Raw genomic sequence first — 17,997 nt, forward strand, 5'->3', positions numbered from 1 at the left:
TAGCACGTGAACAAAGATCTCGACTTAAACTTACTTAAAATACTTGTCTTACTGGATAAGCACCGTCAGCTCAAGCCCGTTGCGAAAGCGATGGGGAAGAGCGAAGCGTCAATTAGCAAATACCTTGCCCGATTGCGACTCCAGCTAAACGATGAATTGTTTATTCGGCATCCTCACCACATGGAACCGACGGACTATTTAAAACGTCAATTACCTAAAATTTCCGATGCACTCGAGAAGCTTGAAACTTGTCTAATTAGAGATGAGTTTGAACCGGAAAATTACGAAAAAGACATCACCATTTGTTTACCGCAAACCGCTCAATACTCATTTGGGCATTTACTTGCAATGGATTTAATGGTGCTGTTTCCCAAGGCGCACATTTCGATAGCAACGATTACAGAGTATACGATAGAAGAGATAATCCTAGGCAAAGTGGATGCGCAGTTACATTACTTCAACGAGGATGTTCCGAAATCTGTTTATCAGAAGTTCATCGGCTATGCGCCTGCTGTGGTAGTTGTCCCTGAAGAGCTAGGAATTACCACCCTAGAAGAAGCAGCCAAACTTCCCTTTATCATGTTAGAGATTATCGGTTGGAAAGAGAAAGAGCAGCTCGTTAAGCGTGCAATGGAAAGCCACGGTATGGTCATCAACCGTATTGCGGCTCTAGACAACGTAAGCAGCGTATTGAAGCTAATTAAACAAAAAAGCGCCGCAACCGTATTACTTGAATATCAGGCGCCAATTGATGGATATAAATTTATAAGAGTGCCAGAGCATTTTTACCCAGATGGCTGGCCAAAAGTGGTTGTACAGGTGAAGCAAAGCTTAAGACATGATGCAATGCACCAGTTGTTAATCGGTGCTATTGCAAAATACATGAGCGCTTAGCGGCAAAACTCAATGTTTTCTGACTGAGGAATAGTATGCAGAAGTTCAATCAACGTGTCCGCATGGTACTTTTTCAGAATACGCGTTTTGTAGGTGCTGATTGTTTTAGCGCTGAGTGAAAGTTGTTCAGAAATCTTCTTATTTGAGTAGCCTTGTACAAGATAATGGAACACCATGGCTTCGCGATTTGAAAGTGTTACGTTACCCGACGATGGTGTGTGAGTCGACTTAAACATTGAGTAACCACGTGAAACACTCACAATTGCGTCAATAATGGTCTCTCTTGTTTCATGTTTGCTTAAGAAGCCGTTTGCGCCCATTTCGTACGCTGCTTTAGAAAGACTCGAGTAGTCGCGTGAAGAAACAAATAACAGTCGGCCACGATATCCCGTCGCTAAAATGTTTTTGGCTAAACGCATACCATCGCGGTCGCCAAGCACTACGTCTAGAATAATAAAATCAATCTTTTGGCCTCGAACAAGATCCATCACTTCCGCACTGTCAGTGGTTTGAATCACTTCAGCTGTGTTGACTACAGATTCAACTAGAGAAGCAAGAGCTTCGCTATACAATGGTTGAGCGTCGATAATAAGAACATTATTCAAAGTTAACCTCACCTAATACATCAACTAGTGTGCTGTCAGGCGACAGCGCAATTGGATGAATAGGATTGTAGGAAAAACCTTGCTAAGAGGAAGGAAAATGACTCTTTCCAAAAGTGAAAATCAGTGTCTTGATTATGGGAATAGCGATGTCAGGTATTGAAATACCTAGTGATAGGATGATTGCTTAAAACTTACGCTGACAGAAAACTAACAAACTGAAAGTGTTCTTTCAGTGTTCTATGCCTTCAGATTTTCTTGCGATGCCTCTAGCGCTTCGATTTAAACCCGTGTGTTCACAAGCGCAGTTTTATACCATGCCACTTGAAGAGAGCTTGTTATACACCAGGCATGAGCACAGTAGCCAACTTTGTACTGATATCTGTTAGATAGGTTTGGCTATTGACGCTGAACATCACTTCAAATTATTTCTAAACTTTTCATTGACTCTGCCGCTAAAAGTGGAGGTGTTAATTCGCACTTTGGCCACTCATAATGTCGTGTTCAAAAATGAGACAATTTTACATGGTTTGGTATGGAAATGTGCGTTAGCCGTCCTTTTGATGGTTTACAAATTTTGTTGTAACGACTAAAAAGGACTTTTGGATTTTTAGCCAGAGAACGGCTTCTCATGGCGTTTGCATCAAACTTTTCTGATGCGTATTTTTGGTTGGATAATTGGCTTTATGAGTAACGTAACCAGCACCATTTTGACAGAAAGTGGTACCAATGAGCTTGAAATCATCGAGTTTCATTTAGAAAAAACATTGCCAGATGGCAGCACAAAAACTTGTTATTACGGCATTAACGTTGCGAAAGTACGAGAAGTGATTCGCGTGCCAGAAACAACCGATTATCCAAACGCACAACCTCATATGATTGGTGTGTTCTCATCCAGAGATGTACTGACGCCTTTAGTGGATTTAGCTGGTTGGTTAGGTGTGCCAACACGACAAGATCTGGAGCGCAAGTTTGTAATCGTTACGGATTTCAACAAAATGACCAATGGCTTCTTAATTGACAGCATTTCGCGTATTCATCGTATCTCTTGGAGTGATGTGGAATCACCAAGTCAGTTTTTGGAAGCGGGCGAACAAGATTGTGTAGTAGCCGTTGTCCGTAAAGAAGGCAACCTGATCATGATTCTCGACTTTGAAAAAATCATCGCAGACATCAACCCAGAACTGAGTATGGAAAAATACGATGTGAAAGGGGACAAGTCGGTGGATCTCAACCAGAGAATGGTCGGTAAGCGTAATGCTAAAACGATCATGGTGGTGGATGACTCAGCATTTATTCGCTCTTTGATCCAAGATACATTAGCTTCTTCAGGTTACAATGTGATCACATGTAAAGACGGTGGTGAGGCGCATGAGAAGTTGATGAGCTTGATCGAGGTCGCGAAAGAAGAAAACTTGCCAGTTAAAGAGCTATTAGATGCGGTGGTTACGGACGTAGAAATGCCTCGAATGGATGGTATGCACTTAGTGAAGAGACTACGAGATACCGAAGCGTTTCATGAAATGCCGATCATTATGTTCTCGTCATTGATGAGTGAGGATAACCGAGCGAAAGCACTATCTCTTGGCGCAAATGATACGATTACCAAGCCAGAGATTGGCCGCATGGTGAATATGATGGATAAATACGTGTTTAACTTTGCGTAAAAAACCGATCAGATGAAACAAATAAGGCTGCCGATTGGCAGCCTTATTTTTATTGAGGGCAGGGAAGAATATCTAAGGTGTAACTCTCGTTTGGAGTCTGCGGTGGCCCATATAAAATTCCGCATTGTGTAAGGCTAGCTCTTTTTTCGTCGGCTGCAGCAATGACCATTTCGCGAGTTGTTGAACCAGCCGGGTGATGAAATGTTTTCCAATCCGAGTCTTCTTCGTTCAGTCCTTGCACGAGTAACTTCATCGATTCGCTATCAGAATCAGGATATCCATATAAAAAACACAGCGCTTTGAACCACCAATATTACAGCCGTCAAATGGTAAATCTGCCATTAAAGCACTGTCTACGAAGTTTGAAACGTAAGGCTTGCTTTCCAATCCCGCAATCGCCATTTTCCCATAACCGACGCCTAATGCTGACGCAATAGCGCCTTTCATTCCTTCCAAACGAGCTTCACGTGCATCACTTTGAAGGTTTAAAAAGCGTGGCGCGGCAGTGACAGCAAGAATACCGAGCACGACAATAACTACGACTAACTCTATTAGAGTAAATCCCGTTTGTTTTTTCATATTATTTTCACAGCAAGTTAAAGGTAGAAAAACACTGACCGTACACTTGTTTATTGTGTAAATAAGTACGGTAATGACAAAACGATCAATAGTATAAAGAGGTGAGTTGTAAAGTGCTATACCGACGCCGCACTAATTGACTGAATCCATTAAATGCAATGGAGAATTCACGGGTCTAATTCTGCTAGATTTTAAGAGGTCATTAATTCCGCTGAAGAAATGCTGCGTGAACAGGCGAGCATGAATCCTCTTCGATGTAAGCAAACATGTACATAAGCGGAATGAAATACAAAATGCAAATGAGGGCGAACCGCACAAATGGATTGTCTTTTTATTCACTTTGATGAATGCTACGCGGAATTCATATCGCAGTGTGCCTGAGGTATTCATCATGCGAATGTGCTTTGGTTTTGTGTTTATTTTTCAAATATAAGAATAATCTAAATGGAATTCGATTCGATAAACTTCCTTGCAATAGGTTTGATATTTCTTGGCTCTTATGTCCAGACCGCAATCGGTTTTGGCTTGGCTATTGTTGCCGCACCTTTACTGATTCTTTGGGCGCCAGAATATGTTCCTGCGCCAATCTGTTTAGTCGCGTTATTTATTTCGTTGATGAATGCGATGAAGCACCGCAGTAGTGTTGAAATCGGCGGCTTAAAGATGGCGTTGATTGGGCGAGTGCCGGGATCAATTGCTGGTGGCTTGCTACTCTTTTTTGTATCTACACAAACTCTCACGCTTTGGATTGGTTTGTTGGTGCTGTTTGCAGTCTTGGTGAGTGTTTTACCGTTTCGGGTTGAGCCTACGCCTTCGCGTATGACATGTGCTGGTTTCTTTTCTGGGTTGTTTGGTACCAGTTCTGCGATTGGAGGCCCTCCGATGGCGTTATTGTTGCAGCATCAAGAAGCAAATCAGTTACGCGGCAACTTATCGGCTTTTTTTGTTTTCAGTTCGATTATTTCACTAATAGTACAAATCCCAGTGGGCTTCTTCACATTGCATCATTTGGTCATTACTATTCCTCTATTACCTGCTGCGGCGCTTGGTTACTGGCTAGCAATGAAAACTACCCAGTCGTTACCAAAAGAAAAGATTCGGTTTGGGGCACTTATGTTGTGTTTTGTGAGTGGCTTTACCGCCGTCGTACAAGCGTTGAGCCAATAATGCCATCTGCATCATAAAGTCACTGCGGGACTGCATTCCTTTTTATGTATGGCGGACTTGTTTACTTACGCCAAATTGGTCGTTTAGATGGGCGATAGTTTTATGAATAACACTCGTTATGGCACTTTTATGGCAGCATTCTCCTTTGTGATCTGGGGATTGCTACCAATTTATTATCGTTATTTACCAAATGCTTCTATGGATGAGTTGCTAGCATGGCGAATCATTGGGTCTGTACCTGTCGGGTTTCTAATTGTACTTGGGATAACCCGTCGAGGGCTGAATTGGAAAGAAATCTGGCTTGATAAAAAATCCTTGTGGTACACGTTTGTGGCGAGCAGTTTGATGTGTATTTCTTGGAGTGCGTTCACTTGGGCTTTGACCCATCATCGGGTCATCGATGCCAGCTTAGGCTTCTTTATTGGACCATTAGTATCTGTTGCGCTGGGCGTATTTATTCTTGGGGATAAGCTCTCAAAAGGCAAACTTATTGCAATCGTGCTGGCAACAATTGGTGTTATGTACCAAGTGATTCACTATGGTCAGCTGCCCGTTATCGCACTAACGATGGGGTTGTTCTTTGCTTTGTATGGTCTGTACAAGAAGAAGATAAATTATGACTGGAGTACAACCTTGTTTGTTGAGGCGTTGTTACTGACTCCAGTTGCACTCGCATATTTGCTCTATAAACAATGGGCAACTGGCGAACTAGCTTCGGGCACAGATACCACAACATTGCTTTTGTATTTTGGCAGTGCACCTATCACACTTTTACCACTCGTATTTTATTCTATCGCAATACGTATAACTAATTTATCAACCGTCGGTCTAATGCAATACATCGAGCCAAGCTTGCAGTTTGTGTTGGCAGTTATGTTTTTTGGCGAGTTGTTTGACGAAGTGAAAGCGGTGACCTTTGCATTTATTTGGGTAGGGCTGTTGTTCACAATTTTTGAAAGTATTATCAAAGGGCATCGGCGCAAAAAGCTGGTCAAACACCCCTTATAGTGGTTTCAATATTCTCACATATTAGCTTCTTTATTCTTATGCCCTCAATTCGAGGGCATTTTTAATGTCATGAAGCATTGGCTTTCGTTTTTTGCCCGAATAGAAATCATAACTTGAGATTATTTGACGCATTATCATAATGATACCGCTATAGTTATAGCCAAGTGACACGCTTATATAAGTGAAAACCAGATCAAGAAGGACGACATATGATCACAGCTCTGTATGCCAACATTCTCGCAATACTCATTATTTGGTTGGCTGTTCAAGTAATTAAGCAACGTCGCTTAAATCAAATTGCTTATGCCGATGGTGGGGTAGAGGCTCTACAAATTGCTCGTAGTGCCCAGAGCAATGCGACAGAATATATCCCCATCACCCTTATTTTAATGGCACTTTTAGAATTCAATAGTGCTTACCCAACATGGATACATCTCACCGGTATTATTTTTGTAATTGGTCGAGTTATTCATGCTAAAGGCATATTGAAAAAAGACTTGAAAAAGCGTATTAGAGGGATGCAGGTGACATTTCTGGTGATACTTTCATTGGTTGTGTTAAATATGATTTACCTGCCATACGATAAGTTATGGTAAGTCTGCGACGTTACATTCCACCACCTTGGGTACTCGTTCTGATTGGATTAGTACTGAATATTGGCGCGATCATCGTTACTAGCTTAGTCCTTGATAAGTTGGGTAAACAGCACTCGCAGCTCGCAGAGCAAACAGCAGAAAACTTGTATTCCATCCAACTCGCATGGAACAGTGTGGAAACCCTAGAAAGGAAAAGAGAAGCTTTACTGCTGCATGTGCACATAAGTCAGAGCGTAGCGATACCTTTAGAGCTAGAAGAGGTATTAGCAGGGCATTTATCTTCTTGGGTTCTCAACGAGTCGGATGAAATAAAAATTGATCAACTTCCTCAACTAATGTCAAAGATAAATCAGGCACAAGCTTCGTATAGAGACCGCATCGATAATTACTATATTGAGAATGTAGAGCTCAATGAGGTAATGGCAAAGCAGGATGAAAAGATCGCTTGGTACAAGAATATCGGACTCTTCTTGCAAGTATTCGGACTTGCGTTAATCCTTGCACGCGACTTAGCTAGGAAGCAATAAAAGCAAGAGCTAAAGATCAGGTTTATTGCGAAATGCCAATGGTAGTTTGCAAATTGCAATTTATTCTGTGAGCAAACAGTAGCTATTGGTTAAGTTTTAATGAAAGTGATTAAATAACAACCTGTTTTTGTGCGCTTAAAAGTTGGCACGCCTCATGCTTTAGTATGAGTGACCCTTTCTAAGCCGAGGGTCACCTAGCCAACTGACGTTGTTAGTGAACCATCTTGTTCACAAATATATACAGCCAATCACGACTCCTTGTGGTTGGCTTTTTTTATGCAGTCTAGAACTGTGCTTTAATCCAGATCATGCGATGGTCGGAAGATACATCCTTACCATCACCATACTTACCGATACGTGCATCGTTAAATAGTTTACGGCCTTCTTCATAAGACGCTGACCAGTACACACCAGAGTCTATTACATTCAAATTTGCTGAAGGCAAGGCATAGTCTACCCCTAAGCCAAACGTTGAAGTGATGCGATTCGGATATGGGTGAGTTGAACTGCGGTCAACAGCGTGTTCAGCTGCACCAAAGCTTGTTGGGTAAAGCTCACCATTCATCACGGTTTGATTAACCAATGGATCGTTGTGCAGCTCTTGCATTACAGAGCTAATGCCGTCACCAGACACTGGATCAAGGTTTTGATCACCCATCATTACGAATTTAGCGCCGTTCGTTAAGCCACCTGTTTTACCCGCATCGTCGTAAAAATAGTCTTTGCCTTGAATGTAATGATGCCAAAACTCCACTTCTGCTGCGTTTTGCGCTTTGTTTTTACCGGTGTCGAATACTGGTGGAGTAGGATGAGACATCAACAAGTGTACAACTTCTTCGCCGTTGCGAGTTGGAATGATGATTGGTGCGTCAACGTGGTTTTTCGAAGATAGACGCACTTGATCCCATTCTTCCGCTGAGTACCATTCATCACCACACTTCATGCCGTCTGGAATCTTTTGCGAACCATCGCAGATAGTAATGGTTGGAATTTTCGCACCTTCCATATCTTTCCATTTAAATGCTTGGAATGTACGTGTGTTTGCTGTGTCAATTTTATACTTAGACATAAGGGCAAATGCATATTGACCATGGTACATGCCAAAGCCCCATGCATCACCTGGCATTTGACCTGCGGTTCCGTTGTTGTCGAGATCAAACTCACTCAACAACCCTGTATTAGTTGAGTAAGATTCAGCATAAGGGTATTCAATAGGCTCAAGGTTTGCTTCACCGCCCGCGCCATTGATGCTTTGCGCGACAGACAAGTAGTTCTTCTGGAATCCTTCAATGGCTGCTTTGTTTTCGCCTGTTCCCTCGTTGTTGTATTCCGCCATCATAAGAACATCAGGACGATTCTTTTGAATGATTGCTGCAACGTTACGAATTTGAATGACTTTTTCCGCAGTGGTTTTGTCTTCGGCTGCGATTGAACCGTCTAAATAAGAGGTGACCAACGCAGTTTGCTGCGTTGGTTCAATTTGCATTTCATCTACCAAAGTTTCGAAGGTAGCGCGGTCAAAAGAGAGGTTGTAAGTCGCTATTTTTACTTCTTTAGGCTGAACATTGACGTATTCAGTATCGTCATTACATCCAGATAGTAGAGCGGCGCCAACAAGGATAGCGATAGAGGTTTTGATTGCTTTCATGGGTACGTCATACCTTATAATTAATTCGGCTGAATATTAAAGTCATCAGTCATTGTTTTAAGCGATATTAGTCACACAAACGTTTTCATATTTACATGTTCAATTAGTTTTTGTGTGATTTGTGCAATAAATGCAACACTTTCAACACCAGAAGGTTATATGTAAATTGTTAAAAAACGGTGTCGTTATTGATGCGAAATAGAGAGTCCGCCACCGTTAAAAAGAAAAGCGTAGAATTTAAGCGTACATGAGATGTTTGAGTTGTATGTTTATCGCCGTGTTTTATTTTTTATGTTTAAATTTCTGTATATAATAAGCAGTCAATCAGAAGTGAGGACGACCTCACCGCTCTATCTTTTCTCGGGGACGACCCCATCTCGTTGGGAAATGTGACATGGCTTGGGGAATTCTCTTCATTGCGGGCTTGTGTGAAATCGCATGGGCTGTCGGTCTTAAATATTCACAAGGGTTTACCAAATTCGGTGCTTCGGCATTCACTATTGTCTTTATGTTATTGAGCTTTTGGTTGCTTGGCATTGCGTTAAGAACCTTGCCTTTAGGCATTGCTTATGGCGTATGGGTAGGGATTGGCGCAATAGGCACGGCAGTCGTGAGTATTTATCTGTTCAATGAGCCAGCAACACTTATCAAAGCCTTAAGCTTGCTAATGATTGTCGCTGGTATCGCAGGGTTAAAAATATCAGCTTAACGTTAGGCTAAACACAAAACAGCCAGAGTCACTCTGGCTGTTTTTCTAAATGTCGTGTTTACGGTTCTGGGTAGGTATATCAAGCGTTGCGCTTAATAAAAGGTAACCGTAAGTGATGACCAAACGCATTAATTAATGCGCCTGTAACAATCAGACCGCCACCGACGTACGTCCAAATGATCGGAACCTCGCCAAAGAAAATGATGCCCAACAACACAGAAAATACGATCTGGATATACGAATAAGCGGAGGCTTTACCCGCTTGTTGAGTTTGCATCGCTTTGGTTAACCCCAATTGTCCAATTTGGGTAAAGACACCAACTAGAACCAACATGAAAGTCAGATATAGATCGGGCATTACAAAATCGTCGCCAATCAGTAAGAGTGAAGCGGGGAGAGCAACCAACGGGAAATAGAAAATGATCACTGAGCTGTCTTCTGTCTGACTCAGTTTTCTGACAATGACGTAGGCAATTGAGCTACCAAATGCGCCTAAGATCGCAATCATGACGCTAAACATTGGTAAAGCGCTATCTGAGCCTTGCCCCGTTTCTGGGCTTACCATGATATAGATGCCGAGTAAGCACAACGCAATACAAAGGAAAGTTGACGGCTGGATGCGCTCTTTCAAGAAAAATACGGCGAGTAGTGCAGTAAACACCGGATGAATATATTGGAATATCGTCGCTTCTGCCAAAGGTAAGGTGGTCACTGAATAATATACACACATCAGAGCCATCGTGCCCACAGCACCGCGTGCAAATAGTAATGGCTTTTTATTGCCCCATACAGAAATTCGTTTTCGCTTTACATCGAAATAACTAATGATAAGTGAAACGAGCGCTCTTGCTGCAACGATTTCAAAAACGGGGATACCGTAGTTGCCGACGTGCTTTACTGTAGCCGACATCAGAGCAAAGCCGAACGCGGAAAGCACCATAAAGCGCACACCGATGGGAATCATAGTGTTGAATGAATTGGACATTTTACTGCTCATTTGTTGCGACAGATCTCACTTTAGCATACTTAGTTAGCGATTAAATCCTCTAAACTCAAACACTTCTGTCGACAAGATGAATAAACAGTAGAATACGTAGCAATTAATCTGCCTCTCTCAGCGTAACAATAAAAACTCGATATTTAAGGAGCTTACATGATCCCGATAAAAGCAACGCATGTTTCAGGCGTTGTCATTTCAAAAATTGATGGCATAGAAAAAATGCTGTTACTCAAACGCGTAAAAGGTGGCTATTGGTGCCATGTTGCAGGTGGTATCGAAGCGGGTGAAGCCGGGTGGCAAACCATTTTAAGAGAGTTAAAAGAAGAGACACTAATTGACCAAGTTGAGTTACATACAGCAGACTTTCTAGAGCAGTTCTACGAAGCAAAAAATAACCTTATCATGGTTATCCCATGTTTTGTGCTATTTTGTCCGCCTAACCAATCAGTTGTTCTTAACGAAGAGCATACAGAGTATCGCTGGTGTACGCTTGAAGAAGCTAAGCAGCTGGCTCCGTTTGCCAATCAGCATCACCTATATGAACATGTATGGAAACATTATGTAGATGTGGCATCACTAACGCCATTTACGCTGATCGATCAAAAGGGCTAAATGAACGGCAACGGCTTTGATTAGTTTTTATAGAGAGGTTTGTTCTCATAAAATGAAGCGTTAGGATTTGCGCTGAGCGTTCACAATAAAAAGGAATAACATCTATGGATGAAGTCACATGCCAAGAGACGTATCAAGGAAATCACTTACAGAAGCGTTTTTCCGTCTCGCAAAGGGTCTCAATTGAGCCCCTCAACACGAAACACGCGTCCGCTTTACTAGAAGTTGTGAACACTCACCGAGAGAGCCTTGAGGGCTATCTACCTTGGACGGATTCTGTCACGAATCATAGAGAGGCCGTTAACTACATTTCCCAGCGAGTGAACAGTAACGCGCTGGATTCCCACTGGTGTGCAATTTATTTTGATGAGCAGCTTACGGGTGTTATTGGCATTAAAGGTGTGGATTCACATACGCGTGTTACTGAAATTGGCTACTGGCTTGCCAACAATGGGCGAGGCCATCGTGTGATTGATCAAGTGCTCGCAGTATTGATCCCTTTTTTGAAGCAGAAAGGGCACGCACAATTCATTCAGTTCCATTGTATGGAAGATAACATCGCTAGCATCAATATTGCTGAGCGTGCAGGCGCCACATTAAAAGAATACGTTGATCATGAGTTCGATATGCTTGACCGCTCTCAACGACTAGGCATTTATGAACTACGTTTGATGTAGTATCCACCCCAGAGATATTTTAATCAGAGTTCGAACTCTAACTTCACGAGCGCTACAATAGTAACATTGTTGCGCTCGTGTTAACTTGGGGCGTCATTGGTAGAAACTAGGCTAGGAGAAGCATCATGAACGCAATCACAGAGGTTGAAGTAGATAACTTGTTACAGCAAAGCCTCGGACGCTTAAAAGCGGCATATGCAGCCGAGCCTTATCCTAGTTTGGATGAACGTAAACAGCGCCTCGTTTTGTTAAAAAAATCGCTGCTTGAGAACAAACAAGCTTTGGTTGAAGCGTTAAGTGACGATTTTGGCTATCGCTCAGAATTTGATACCGCCATGACCGACGTTTTGCCAACGGTCTCGCATATTAATTATACCCTCAAACGACTAAAAAAATGGTGCAAACCCAGCAAGCGCGAATCCGGCTTATTGCTCGCACCTTCTAAAGTCACCGTTCAGTATCAACCGTTAGGTGTCGTCGGGATCATTTCACCGTGGAACTTTCCTGTGATTTTGAGCCTTGCGCCTTTAGTGACAGCATTGGCTGCTGGCAACCGCGTGATGATGAAGCTCAGCGAATTTACGCCAAAAACCAATAAAGTCATCGTCGATATTTGCCGTGGGTTGTCTGAGTATGTCGAAGTTTTTGAGGGTGAAGCAGACGTCGCACAAGCATTCAGCCAACTGCCATTCGATCACCTTTTGTTCACGGGTTCTACGAGTGTTGGTCGCGCAGTGGCAAAAGCGGCAGCGGAAAACCTTACCCCGGTGACGTTAGAGTTGGGTGGAAAGTCCCCGGTGATCATTGCAAAAGATGCAGACATGAAGAAAGCCGTTGATGCTATCTTGTTTGGTAAATGCATTAATGCAGGCCAGATTTGTGTCGCGCCTGACTACGCATTTGTACCGCAAGAACGTGTCGAAGAGTTCATTTCGCTATTCTTAAAACGTTTTGAAAAGCTCTATTTAAAATCCAACAAGAATCAAAAGCTGACCCATATTGTCAACCAACGACAATATGATCGTTTGACTGCGCTACTTGAGGATGCAAAAGCGCAAGGTGCTAACCTTCACACTGTTGAAGCGTCGCCCCAAGAGGAACGACTTCTGTATCCTCATTTGGTCACGGATGTGTCGCCGAATATGCGAATCATGCAAGAGGAGATCTTCGGGCCATTTCTACCTGTTAAGCCCTACAATGCCGTTGATGAAGCGATTGACTACATTAATCAGCACCAAAGACCACTTGCGCTGTATGTTATGTCGGACGACAAATCGACCATCAAACATATTGTACGCAACACCCACAGTGGTGGCGTCGGCGTTAATGATACGGTTTTACATGTTGGCGCTGAAGATGCGCCTTTTGGTGGCGTTGGTGAATCGGGTATTGGGCATTATCACGGAGAGGAAGGATTCAGAACTTTTAGTCATGCGAAAACCATTCTTCACACACCGAAATGGTTGCCAAGAACGAGCGTATTAATGCGCCGTAGGGCTATGGCGATAAAAGCGATCCAAAAGATCTTTGTTCGATAATAATTATGATTTGATTGATAAAAAACCGCCCGAATAGGCGGTTTTTTGTTTCTATATGCTCTGAAACGCTGGGCACCAAAGTCCGAGAAACTTCCATCGCGTGCTACCAACAAAACAAAGAAAGGCTCTTGTTGAAAGAGCCTTGTTCAGGAAATGTCGAAATATCTTGGCAAGTTTAATGCAGAACTTCACTGCTGAATCTTAGATATCTACAGTCGTTCATCAGTTCTTTAAACGCCTTTCGGTCCAGCTTAATCAGAGTTTCATGATCGCCAGCTTCAAGGTAGACATGTTCCAAGTTTGCTAGTCTTTCATCGCAAACTGTCGACATGTGGTAAGGGCTACCAATCGGTGGAATAGCGCCGTGTTCACAATCGGTGAAGAGTCGGTAAACCATACGCTCTTTCACCAAGTGGAAGGTGGCATTAAATTCGTCGTTTAATCTCGACAAACTGATTTTGTTGTTGGCAGGTAAGACCGCCATCATATGACGCCCTTCATGATCCTCTAGAATCACACCTTTTGCGATATTCATTAAAGGCACACCTGCTGCAACACCACTTTGTAGCGAGCTATGACTGTGGCTGTGATTCACGGTTTGAAAGTGAATGTTATGCTCAGTCAAATATTCATCTAATCGGGTTGCAATAGTCATATAGCCTCCACGTGTATGAGACCCATAAAAAGTATAGGTTAGTCGGGCGACAATCGCGCATTTTACTCGGCGACACTGACGCTCTTTACGCTCCTGTTCTACGCTTATTGCAAGCCAGCGAGAAAGCATGGTTAACAATAATAAATAGGGGGCAACATGAGCAAGCCAATCATCGCTGATAACAAGCCGATCAAAGTAGAGTTGAAAGCTGGGCAAGAATATTACTTCTGCCGATGTGGGCGTTCTAAAAAACAACCTTACTGCGATGGGTCTCATTCGGGAACCGGCTTAAAGCCAATGAGCTTTAGTGCGGAAAAAGACGAAGATGCCTATCTCTGCCAATGTAAGCATACCGCCAATGCTCCTTTTTGTGATGGTACACACAAGCGATTTACCGCAGAGCAAGTCGGTAAAGAGGGACCGGAACAAAAGCGAGAGAAAAGAGACAAACCAACGGCGTCTGCTACTCAAGAAGAACCAACCCTCGAGTTTATCCACCAATTAGCGAGAGAAGGACTCTCTAAACTCGGTCATCATGGTCCGATGGCTGCAATGGGGGTTCCTAGGCATTTGCTACCACATTGGGATGCTATACAAATCATGGTGGCGCAAATGGCGACACAACCGTTGTTGGAAGACGTTCCTGTGTCTACCGAGTTGATTGTGGGACCAAACGCGCGTAAGCCGCTCAGACTCGCCATTCCTTTGTTGGTGTCGGACATGAGTTTTGGCGCGCTTTCGGAAGAAGCGAAAATTGCACTAGCAAAAGGTGCAGAGTTGGCAGGGACTGGGATTTGCTCTGGTGAGGGTGGCATGTTACCGGAAGAGCAAGCCGCCAATTCACGGTATTTCTATGAGCTTGCTAGCGCTCAATTTGGCTACGACGAATCTAAGCTTCTTAATGTTCAGGCGTTTCACTTTAAAGGTGGGCAAGGAGCAAAAACGGGCACGGGTGGTCATCTGCCTGCAAATAAAAATGTAGGTAAGATCTCTCAGGTGAGAGGCATCCCCGAAGGACAACCAGCGATATCACCACCAACGTTCAAAGATCTTCACACTACTCACGATTTCAGAAAGTTTGCTGACAGAGTTCGTGGCATCACAGGCGGTATTCCAATTGGATTTAAACTCAGTGCCAACCATATTGAGCAAGACATTCAGTTTGCGCTTGATGCTGGGGCTGATTACATCATCTTAGATGGTCGCGGTGGTGGCACGGGTGCGGCGCCAACTATGTTCCGTGATCATATTAGTGTGCCCACCATTCCTGCATTAGCTCGTGCACGTAAGTACTTAGATGAAAAAGGTGCAAGTGACCGCGTCACATTAATCATCACCGGTGGGTTGCGAGTTCCTACGGATTTTGTCAAAGCGTTGGCACTTGGAGCAGACGGAGTAGCGATAGCAAACAGTGCGATGCAATCGATCGGTTGTGTCGCGGCTCGCATCTGCAACACCAATAATTGCCCGGCAGGCATTGCGACACAAAATGCCGATTTGAGGCAGCGTCTCGACGTTGAAAAGTCATCCCAGCAACTGAAAAATTTCTTCGAATCCTCGGTCGAGCTCATGAAAGTCATGGCGAGGGCTTGTGGTCATCACGCTCTGAATGAATTTAGTCATCATGATTTAGCGACCTGGGATCACAACATGGCGAGGCTGTCTGGGATTAAGTATTCAGGTATGGACTTAAACTGATCTCTATCCATATTTTCTGCATATAGGTACATGTTTGATAACAATTATTTATTCGCTGAAATGTTTGAAATTTTGACTTGGCGTTAACTAAAAAAACAGTGTATGAACTACGCTGTTTGAGGTGGATATTCGATTTATTGAATAACAAAGAGTGGTTACCACAACCACGACACGAAGGAGCATTATATGAGCAAAGCAAACGGCGGTTCGGTAGGTAAATGTCCAGTTATGCATGGTGGGCAAACATCTACAGATAAGTCGGTGATGGATTGGTGGCCGAATGCCTTGAACTTAGACATCCTGCATCAACACGACTCCAAAACCAACCCATTTGGTCAGGACTTTAATTACAAAGAAGAACTGAAAAAGCTAGATGTCGAAGCACTTAAAAAAGATTTAAAAGATTTAATGACTGATAGCCAAGACTGGTGGCCTGCCGACTGGGGACACTACGGTGGTTTAATGATCCGAATGGCATGGCATGCAGCGGGCAGTTATCGTATTGCGGATGGTCGTGGCGGTGCTGCTACAGGCAACCAACGCTTTGCTCCTCTCAACTCTTGGCCAGATAACGCCAACCTCGATAAGGCTCGACGCCTTTTATGGCCAATCAAGAAAAAATATGGCAACAAACTAAGTTGGGCAGACCTGATTGTCCTTGCCGGTAACATGGCGTACGAATCCATGGGTTTTAAGACCTTTGGCTTTGCGTTTGGACGAGAGGACATATGGCACCCAGAAAAAGACACTTACTGGGGTTCTGAGCAAGAATGGTTAGCCACAAGTGACGCTGATAACAGCCGCTACTCTGATGAGCGAGATTTAGAAAACCCGCTTGCTGCGGTAATGATGGGTCTTATCTATGTGAACCCTGAAGGGGTAGACGGTAACCCAGATCCTCTCAAAACAGCACATGACATGCGAGTGACCTTTGCGCGAATGGCAATGAACGATGAAGAAACCGTCGCGCTCACAGCTGGTGGTCACACGGTGGGTAAGTGTCATGGTAATGGTGATGCCGCAAACCTTGGCCCAGAGCCCGAAGCAGCAGACGTTCATGAGCAAGGTCTTGGCTGGATTAATCACAAAACACGTGGTATTGGCCGTGACGCGGTAACGAGTGGTATTGAAGGTGCTTGGACAACACACCCTACACAATGGGATTACGGATACTTCCACCTACTATTTAAGTATGACTGGGAACTGAAAAAGAGCCCAGCCGGCGCATGGCAATGGGAGCCAATCGACATTGAAGAACAAGACAAGCCTGTCGATGTTGAAGACGGTTCTAAGCGCTACAATCCAATCATGACCGACGCCGATATGGCGCTCAAAATGGACCCTGAATATCGTAAGATTGCAGAAAAGTTCCAAAATGACCCTGCGTACTTTGATGACGTTTTTGCTCGTGCCTGGTTTAAGTTGACACACCGCGATCTAGGACCAAAATCATGTTATTTCGGCCCAGATGTGCCAAGCGAAGATCTTATTTGGCAAGACCCAACGCCCGCAGGTAAGACAGACTACGATGTCGATTTAGTGAAAACAAAAATTGAAGCAAGTGGCCTATCCATTAGTGAGTTAGTCAGTACGGCGTGGGATAGCGCGCGTACTTACCGTGGCTCTGACCGTCGAGGAGGTGCAAATGGCGCGAGAATTCGCTTGGCTCCGCAAAAAGATTGGCAAGGGAACGAACCTGAACGTCTAAGCCGTGTTCTTGCTGTGCTAGAAAAAATAGCAGCAGAAGAGGGCTGTAGTGTTGCAGACGCTATCGTGCTTGCTGGGAACGTAGGTATTGAACTGGCTGCGCGTGCCGCTGGTCATGATGTTTCCGTGCCATTCGCGCCAGGCCGAGGTGATGCCACCCAAGAGATGACGGATGTGGAATCGTTCGAAGTACTTGAGCCTGTTGCTGACGGTTTCCGAAATTGGTTGAAGAAAGACTACGCGGTTAAGCCAGAAGAGCTTTTATTAGATCGTGCTCAGCTTATGGGGCTAACGGCGCCAGAAATGACGGTACTTATCGGTGGTATGCGCGTTCTAGGCAGTAACTACGGCGGTGGAAAAGAGGGCGTATTTACTGAGCGAGTCGGCACTTTGTCGAATGATTTCTTCGTGAACCTTACTGACATGGCATATACGTGGAAACCAGTGAGTGCTAATCAATATGAAATCCGTGATCGTAAAACCGACGCTGTGAAGTGGACGGCTACTCGAGTGGATCTTGTCTTTGGTTCAAACTCGATCCTGCGTTCGTATGCGGAAGTGTATGCGCAAGATGATAATCAGGAAAAATTCATCCATGACTTCATCGCCGCATGGACGAAAGTCATGAACGCGGATCGTTTTGACTTGCAATAAGTGAAACGATGTTCATCGATAGATGCGTAAACAAAGTTGATGAATAAGTAAGAGAGGCG

Annotated in this window: 16 protein-coding genes and 1 pseudogene; 12 read left to right on the top strand and 5 right to left on the bottom strand. The window is 43.8% G+C overall.

The window, feature by feature from the left end; all coding sequences use genetic code 11:
• Positions 1-6 precede the first annotated feature (6 nt).
• Positions 7-894 carry a LysR family transcriptional regulator gene (locus tag R7Z41_RS17040; protein ID WP_033906494.1) on the top strand — a complete coding sequence of 296 codons (888 nt, stop codon included), beginning with the start codon at positions 7-9 and terminating at the stop codon, positions 892-894.
• On the opposite strand, the gene R7Z41_RS17045 is transcribed toward R7Z41_RS17040, so the two are convergent.
• On the bottom strand, positions 891-1,499 hold the full coding sequence (locus R7Z41_RS17045; RefSeq protein WP_206969580.1) for a response regulator transcription factor: 609 nt from the start codon (positions 1,497-1,499) through the stop codon (positions 891-893). The genes R7Z41_RS17040 and R7Z41_RS17045 overlap by 4 nt on opposite strands.
• 683 nt (positions 1,500-2,182) lie before the next feature.
• On the opposite strand from R7Z41_RS17045, the gene R7Z41_RS17050 reads away from it, so the two are divergent.
• Positions 2,183-3,163, top strand: coding sequence for a chemotaxis protein (locus R7Z41_RS17050; RefSeq protein WP_225477823.1), 981 nt, complete (start codon positions 2,183-2,185; stop codon positions 3,161-3,163).
• 49 nt (positions 3,164-3,212) lie between these two features.
• On the opposite strand, the pseudogene R7Z41_RS17055 reads toward R7Z41_RS17050, so the two are convergent.
• Positions 3,213-3,742: pseudogene (locus R7Z41_RS17055) on the bottom strand (prepilin-type N-terminal cleavage/methylation domain-containing protein).
• Positions 3,743-4,186: 444 nt separating this feature from the next.
• Between R7Z41_RS17055 and R7Z41_RS17060 the strand changes: the two are divergent.
• From R7Z41_RS17060 to R7Z41_RS17075, 4 genes are all read left to right on the top strand, one after another.
• Complete coding sequence (locus R7Z41_RS17060; protein ID WP_005390054.1) at positions 4,187-4,909, top strand: sulfite exporter TauE/SafE family protein; 723 nt, start codon at positions 4,187-4,189, stop codon at positions 4,907-4,909.
• A gap of 102 nt (positions 4,910-5,011) precedes the next feature.
• Positions 5,012-5,917, top strand: a complete 906-nt coding sequence (gene rarD / locus R7Z41_RS17065; RefSeq protein WP_104976592.1) for an EamA family transporter RarD — start codon at positions 5,012-5,014, stop codon at positions 5,915-5,917.
• A gap of 209 nt (positions 5,918-6,126) precedes the next feature.
• A complete protein-coding gene (locus R7Z41_RS17070; protein WP_005376510.1) occupies positions 6,127-6,513 on the top strand; it encodes an MAPEG family protein in 387 nt (128 codons plus the stop codon).
• Entirely contained in the window at positions 6,507-7,040 is a 534-nt protein-coding gene (locus R7Z41_RS17075) for a hypothetical protein (RefSeq protein WP_033906497.1), read from the top strand. The genes R7Z41_RS17070 and R7Z41_RS17075 overlap by 7 nt, the downstream gene beginning before the upstream one ends.
• 283 nt (positions 7,041-7,323) lie before the next feature.
• Here the strand turns inward: R7Z41_RS17075 and R7Z41_RS17080 are convergent, their stop codons facing one another.
• A complete protein-coding gene (locus tag R7Z41_RS17080) occupies positions 7,324-8,688 on the bottom strand; it encodes an endonuclease/exonuclease/phosphatase family protein (protein WP_005376507.1) in 1,365 nt (454 codons plus the stop codon).
• A 394-nt stretch (positions 8,689-9,082) separates the two neighbouring features.
• Between R7Z41_RS17080 and R7Z41_RS17085 the strand changes: the two genes are divergently transcribed.
• A complete protein-coding gene (locus R7Z41_RS17085; protein WP_005376506.1) occupies positions 9,083-9,397 on the top strand; it encodes a DMT family transporter in 315 nt (104 codons plus the stop codon).
• Between the two features lie 79 nt (positions 9,398-9,476).
• Here the strand turns inward: R7Z41_RS17085 and R7Z41_RS17090 are convergent, their stop codons facing one another.
• Positions 9,477-10,382 (bottom strand): DMT family transporter, encoded by a 906-nt coding sequence (locus tag R7Z41_RS17090; RefSeq protein WP_225477825.1) that lies wholly within the window; start codon positions 10,380-10,382, stop codon positions 9,477-9,479.
• A gap of 168 nt (positions 10,383-10,550) precedes the next feature.
• Here R7Z41_RS17090 and R7Z41_RS17095 point away from each other — a divergent pair, with 168 nt between their 5' ends.
• From R7Z41_RS17095 to R7Z41_RS17105, 3 genes are all read left to right on the top strand, one after another.
• Positions 10,551-11,009: an NUDIX hydrolase gene (locus tag R7Z41_RS17095; protein ID WP_191115916.1), complete on the top strand. Its 459-nt coding sequence runs from the start codon at positions 10,551-10,553 to the stop codon at positions 11,007-11,009.
• Positions 11,010-11,113: 104 nt separating this feature from the next.
• A complete protein-coding gene (locus tag R7Z41_RS17100) occupies positions 11,114-11,686 on the top strand; it encodes a GNAT family N-acetyltransferase (protein ID WP_047101443.1) in 573 nt (190 codons plus the stop codon).
• 125 nt (positions 11,687-11,811) lie between these two features.
• Entirely contained in the window at positions 11,812-13,224 is a 1,413-nt protein-coding gene (locus R7Z41_RS17105; protein ID WP_132937213.1) for a coniferyl aldehyde dehydrogenase, read from the top strand.
• Between the two features lie 175 nt (positions 13,225-13,399).
• Here R7Z41_RS17105 and R7Z41_RS17110 read toward each other — a convergent pair whose 3' ends face one another.
• Complete coding sequence (locus tag R7Z41_RS17110; protein ID WP_005376501.1) at positions 13,400-13,879, bottom strand: aminoacyl-tRNA deacylase; 480 nt, start codon at positions 13,877-13,879, stop codon at positions 13,400-13,402.
• A gap of 156 nt (positions 13,880-14,035) precedes the next feature.
• Here R7Z41_RS17110 and R7Z41_RS17115 point away from each other — a divergent pair, with 156 nt between their 5' ends.
• Together R7Z41_RS17115 and katG are read left to right on the top strand one after the other, a co-directional pair.
• Entirely contained in the window at positions 14,036-15,577 is a 1,542-nt protein-coding gene (locus R7Z41_RS17115; RefSeq protein WP_031781378.1) for a glutamate synthase-related protein, read from the top strand.
• Between the two features lie 186 nt (positions 15,578-15,763).
• Positions 15,764-17,938: a catalase/peroxidase HPI gene (katG, locus tag R7Z41_RS17120; protein ID WP_149192058.1), complete on the top strand. Its 2,175-nt coding sequence runs from the start codon at positions 15,764-15,766 to the stop codon at positions 17,936-17,938.
• Positions 17,939-17,997: the final 59 nt, after the last annotated feature.

The sequence above is a fragment of the Vibrio sp. 1457 genome (assembly GCF_033340195.1).
Classification (GTDB): domain Bacteria; phylum Pseudomonadota; class Gammaproteobacteria; order Enterobacterales; family Vibrionaceae; genus Vibrio; species Vibrio alginolyticus.

Coding starts and splice junctions, on each gene's coding strand:
- R7Z41_RS17070 (WP_005376510.1), top strand. CDS start 6,127: ATGATCACAGCTCTGTATGCCAACATTCTCGCAATACTCATTATTTGG.
- R7Z41_RS17100 (WP_047101443.1), top strand. CDS start 11,114: ATGGATGAAGTCACATGCCAAGAGACGTATCAAGGAAATCACTTACAG.
- R7Z41_RS17090 (WP_225477825.1), bottom strand. CDS start 10,382: ATGTCCAATTCATTCAACACTATGATTCCCATCGGTGTGCGCTTTATG.
- R7Z41_RS17105 (WP_132937213.1), top strand. CDS start 11,812: ATGAACGCAATCACAGAGGTTGAAGTAGATAACTTGTTACAGCAAAGC.
- R7Z41_RS17050 (WP_225477823.1), top strand. CDS start 2,183: ATGAGTAACGTAACCAGCACCATTTTGACAGAAAGTGGTACCAATGAG.
- rarD (WP_104976592.1), top strand. CDS start 5,012: ATGAATAACACTCGTTATGGCACTTTTATGGCAGCATTCTCCTTTGTG.
- R7Z41_RS17095 (WP_191115916.1), top strand. CDS start 10,551: ATGATCCCGATAAAAGCAACGCATGTTTCAGGCGTTGTCATTTCAAAA.
- R7Z41_RS17085 (WP_005376506.1), top strand. CDS start 9,083: ATGGCTTGGGGAATTCTCTTCATTGCGGGCTTGTGTGAAATCGCATGG.
- R7Z41_RS17060 (WP_005390054.1), top strand. CDS start 4,187: ATGGAATTCGATTCGATAAACTTCCTTGCAATAGGTTTGATATTTCTT.
- R7Z41_RS17110 (WP_005376501.1), bottom strand. CDS start 13,879: ATGACTATTGCAACCCGATTAGATGAATATTTGACTGAGCATAACATT.
- R7Z41_RS17080 (WP_005376507.1), bottom strand. CDS start 8,688: ATGAAAGCAATCAAAACCTCTATCGCTATCCTTGTTGGCGCCGCTCTA.
- katG (WP_149192058.1), top strand. CDS start 15,764: ATGAGCAAAGCAAACGGCGGTTCGGTAGGTAAATGTCCAGTTATGCAT.
- R7Z41_RS17115 (WP_031781378.1), top strand. CDS start 14,036: ATGAGCAAGCCAATCATCGCTGATAACAAGCCGATCAAAGTAGAGTTG.
- R7Z41_RS17075 (WP_033906497.1), top strand. CDS start 6,507: ATGGTAAGTCTGCGACGTTACATTCCACCACCTTGGGTACTCGTTCTG.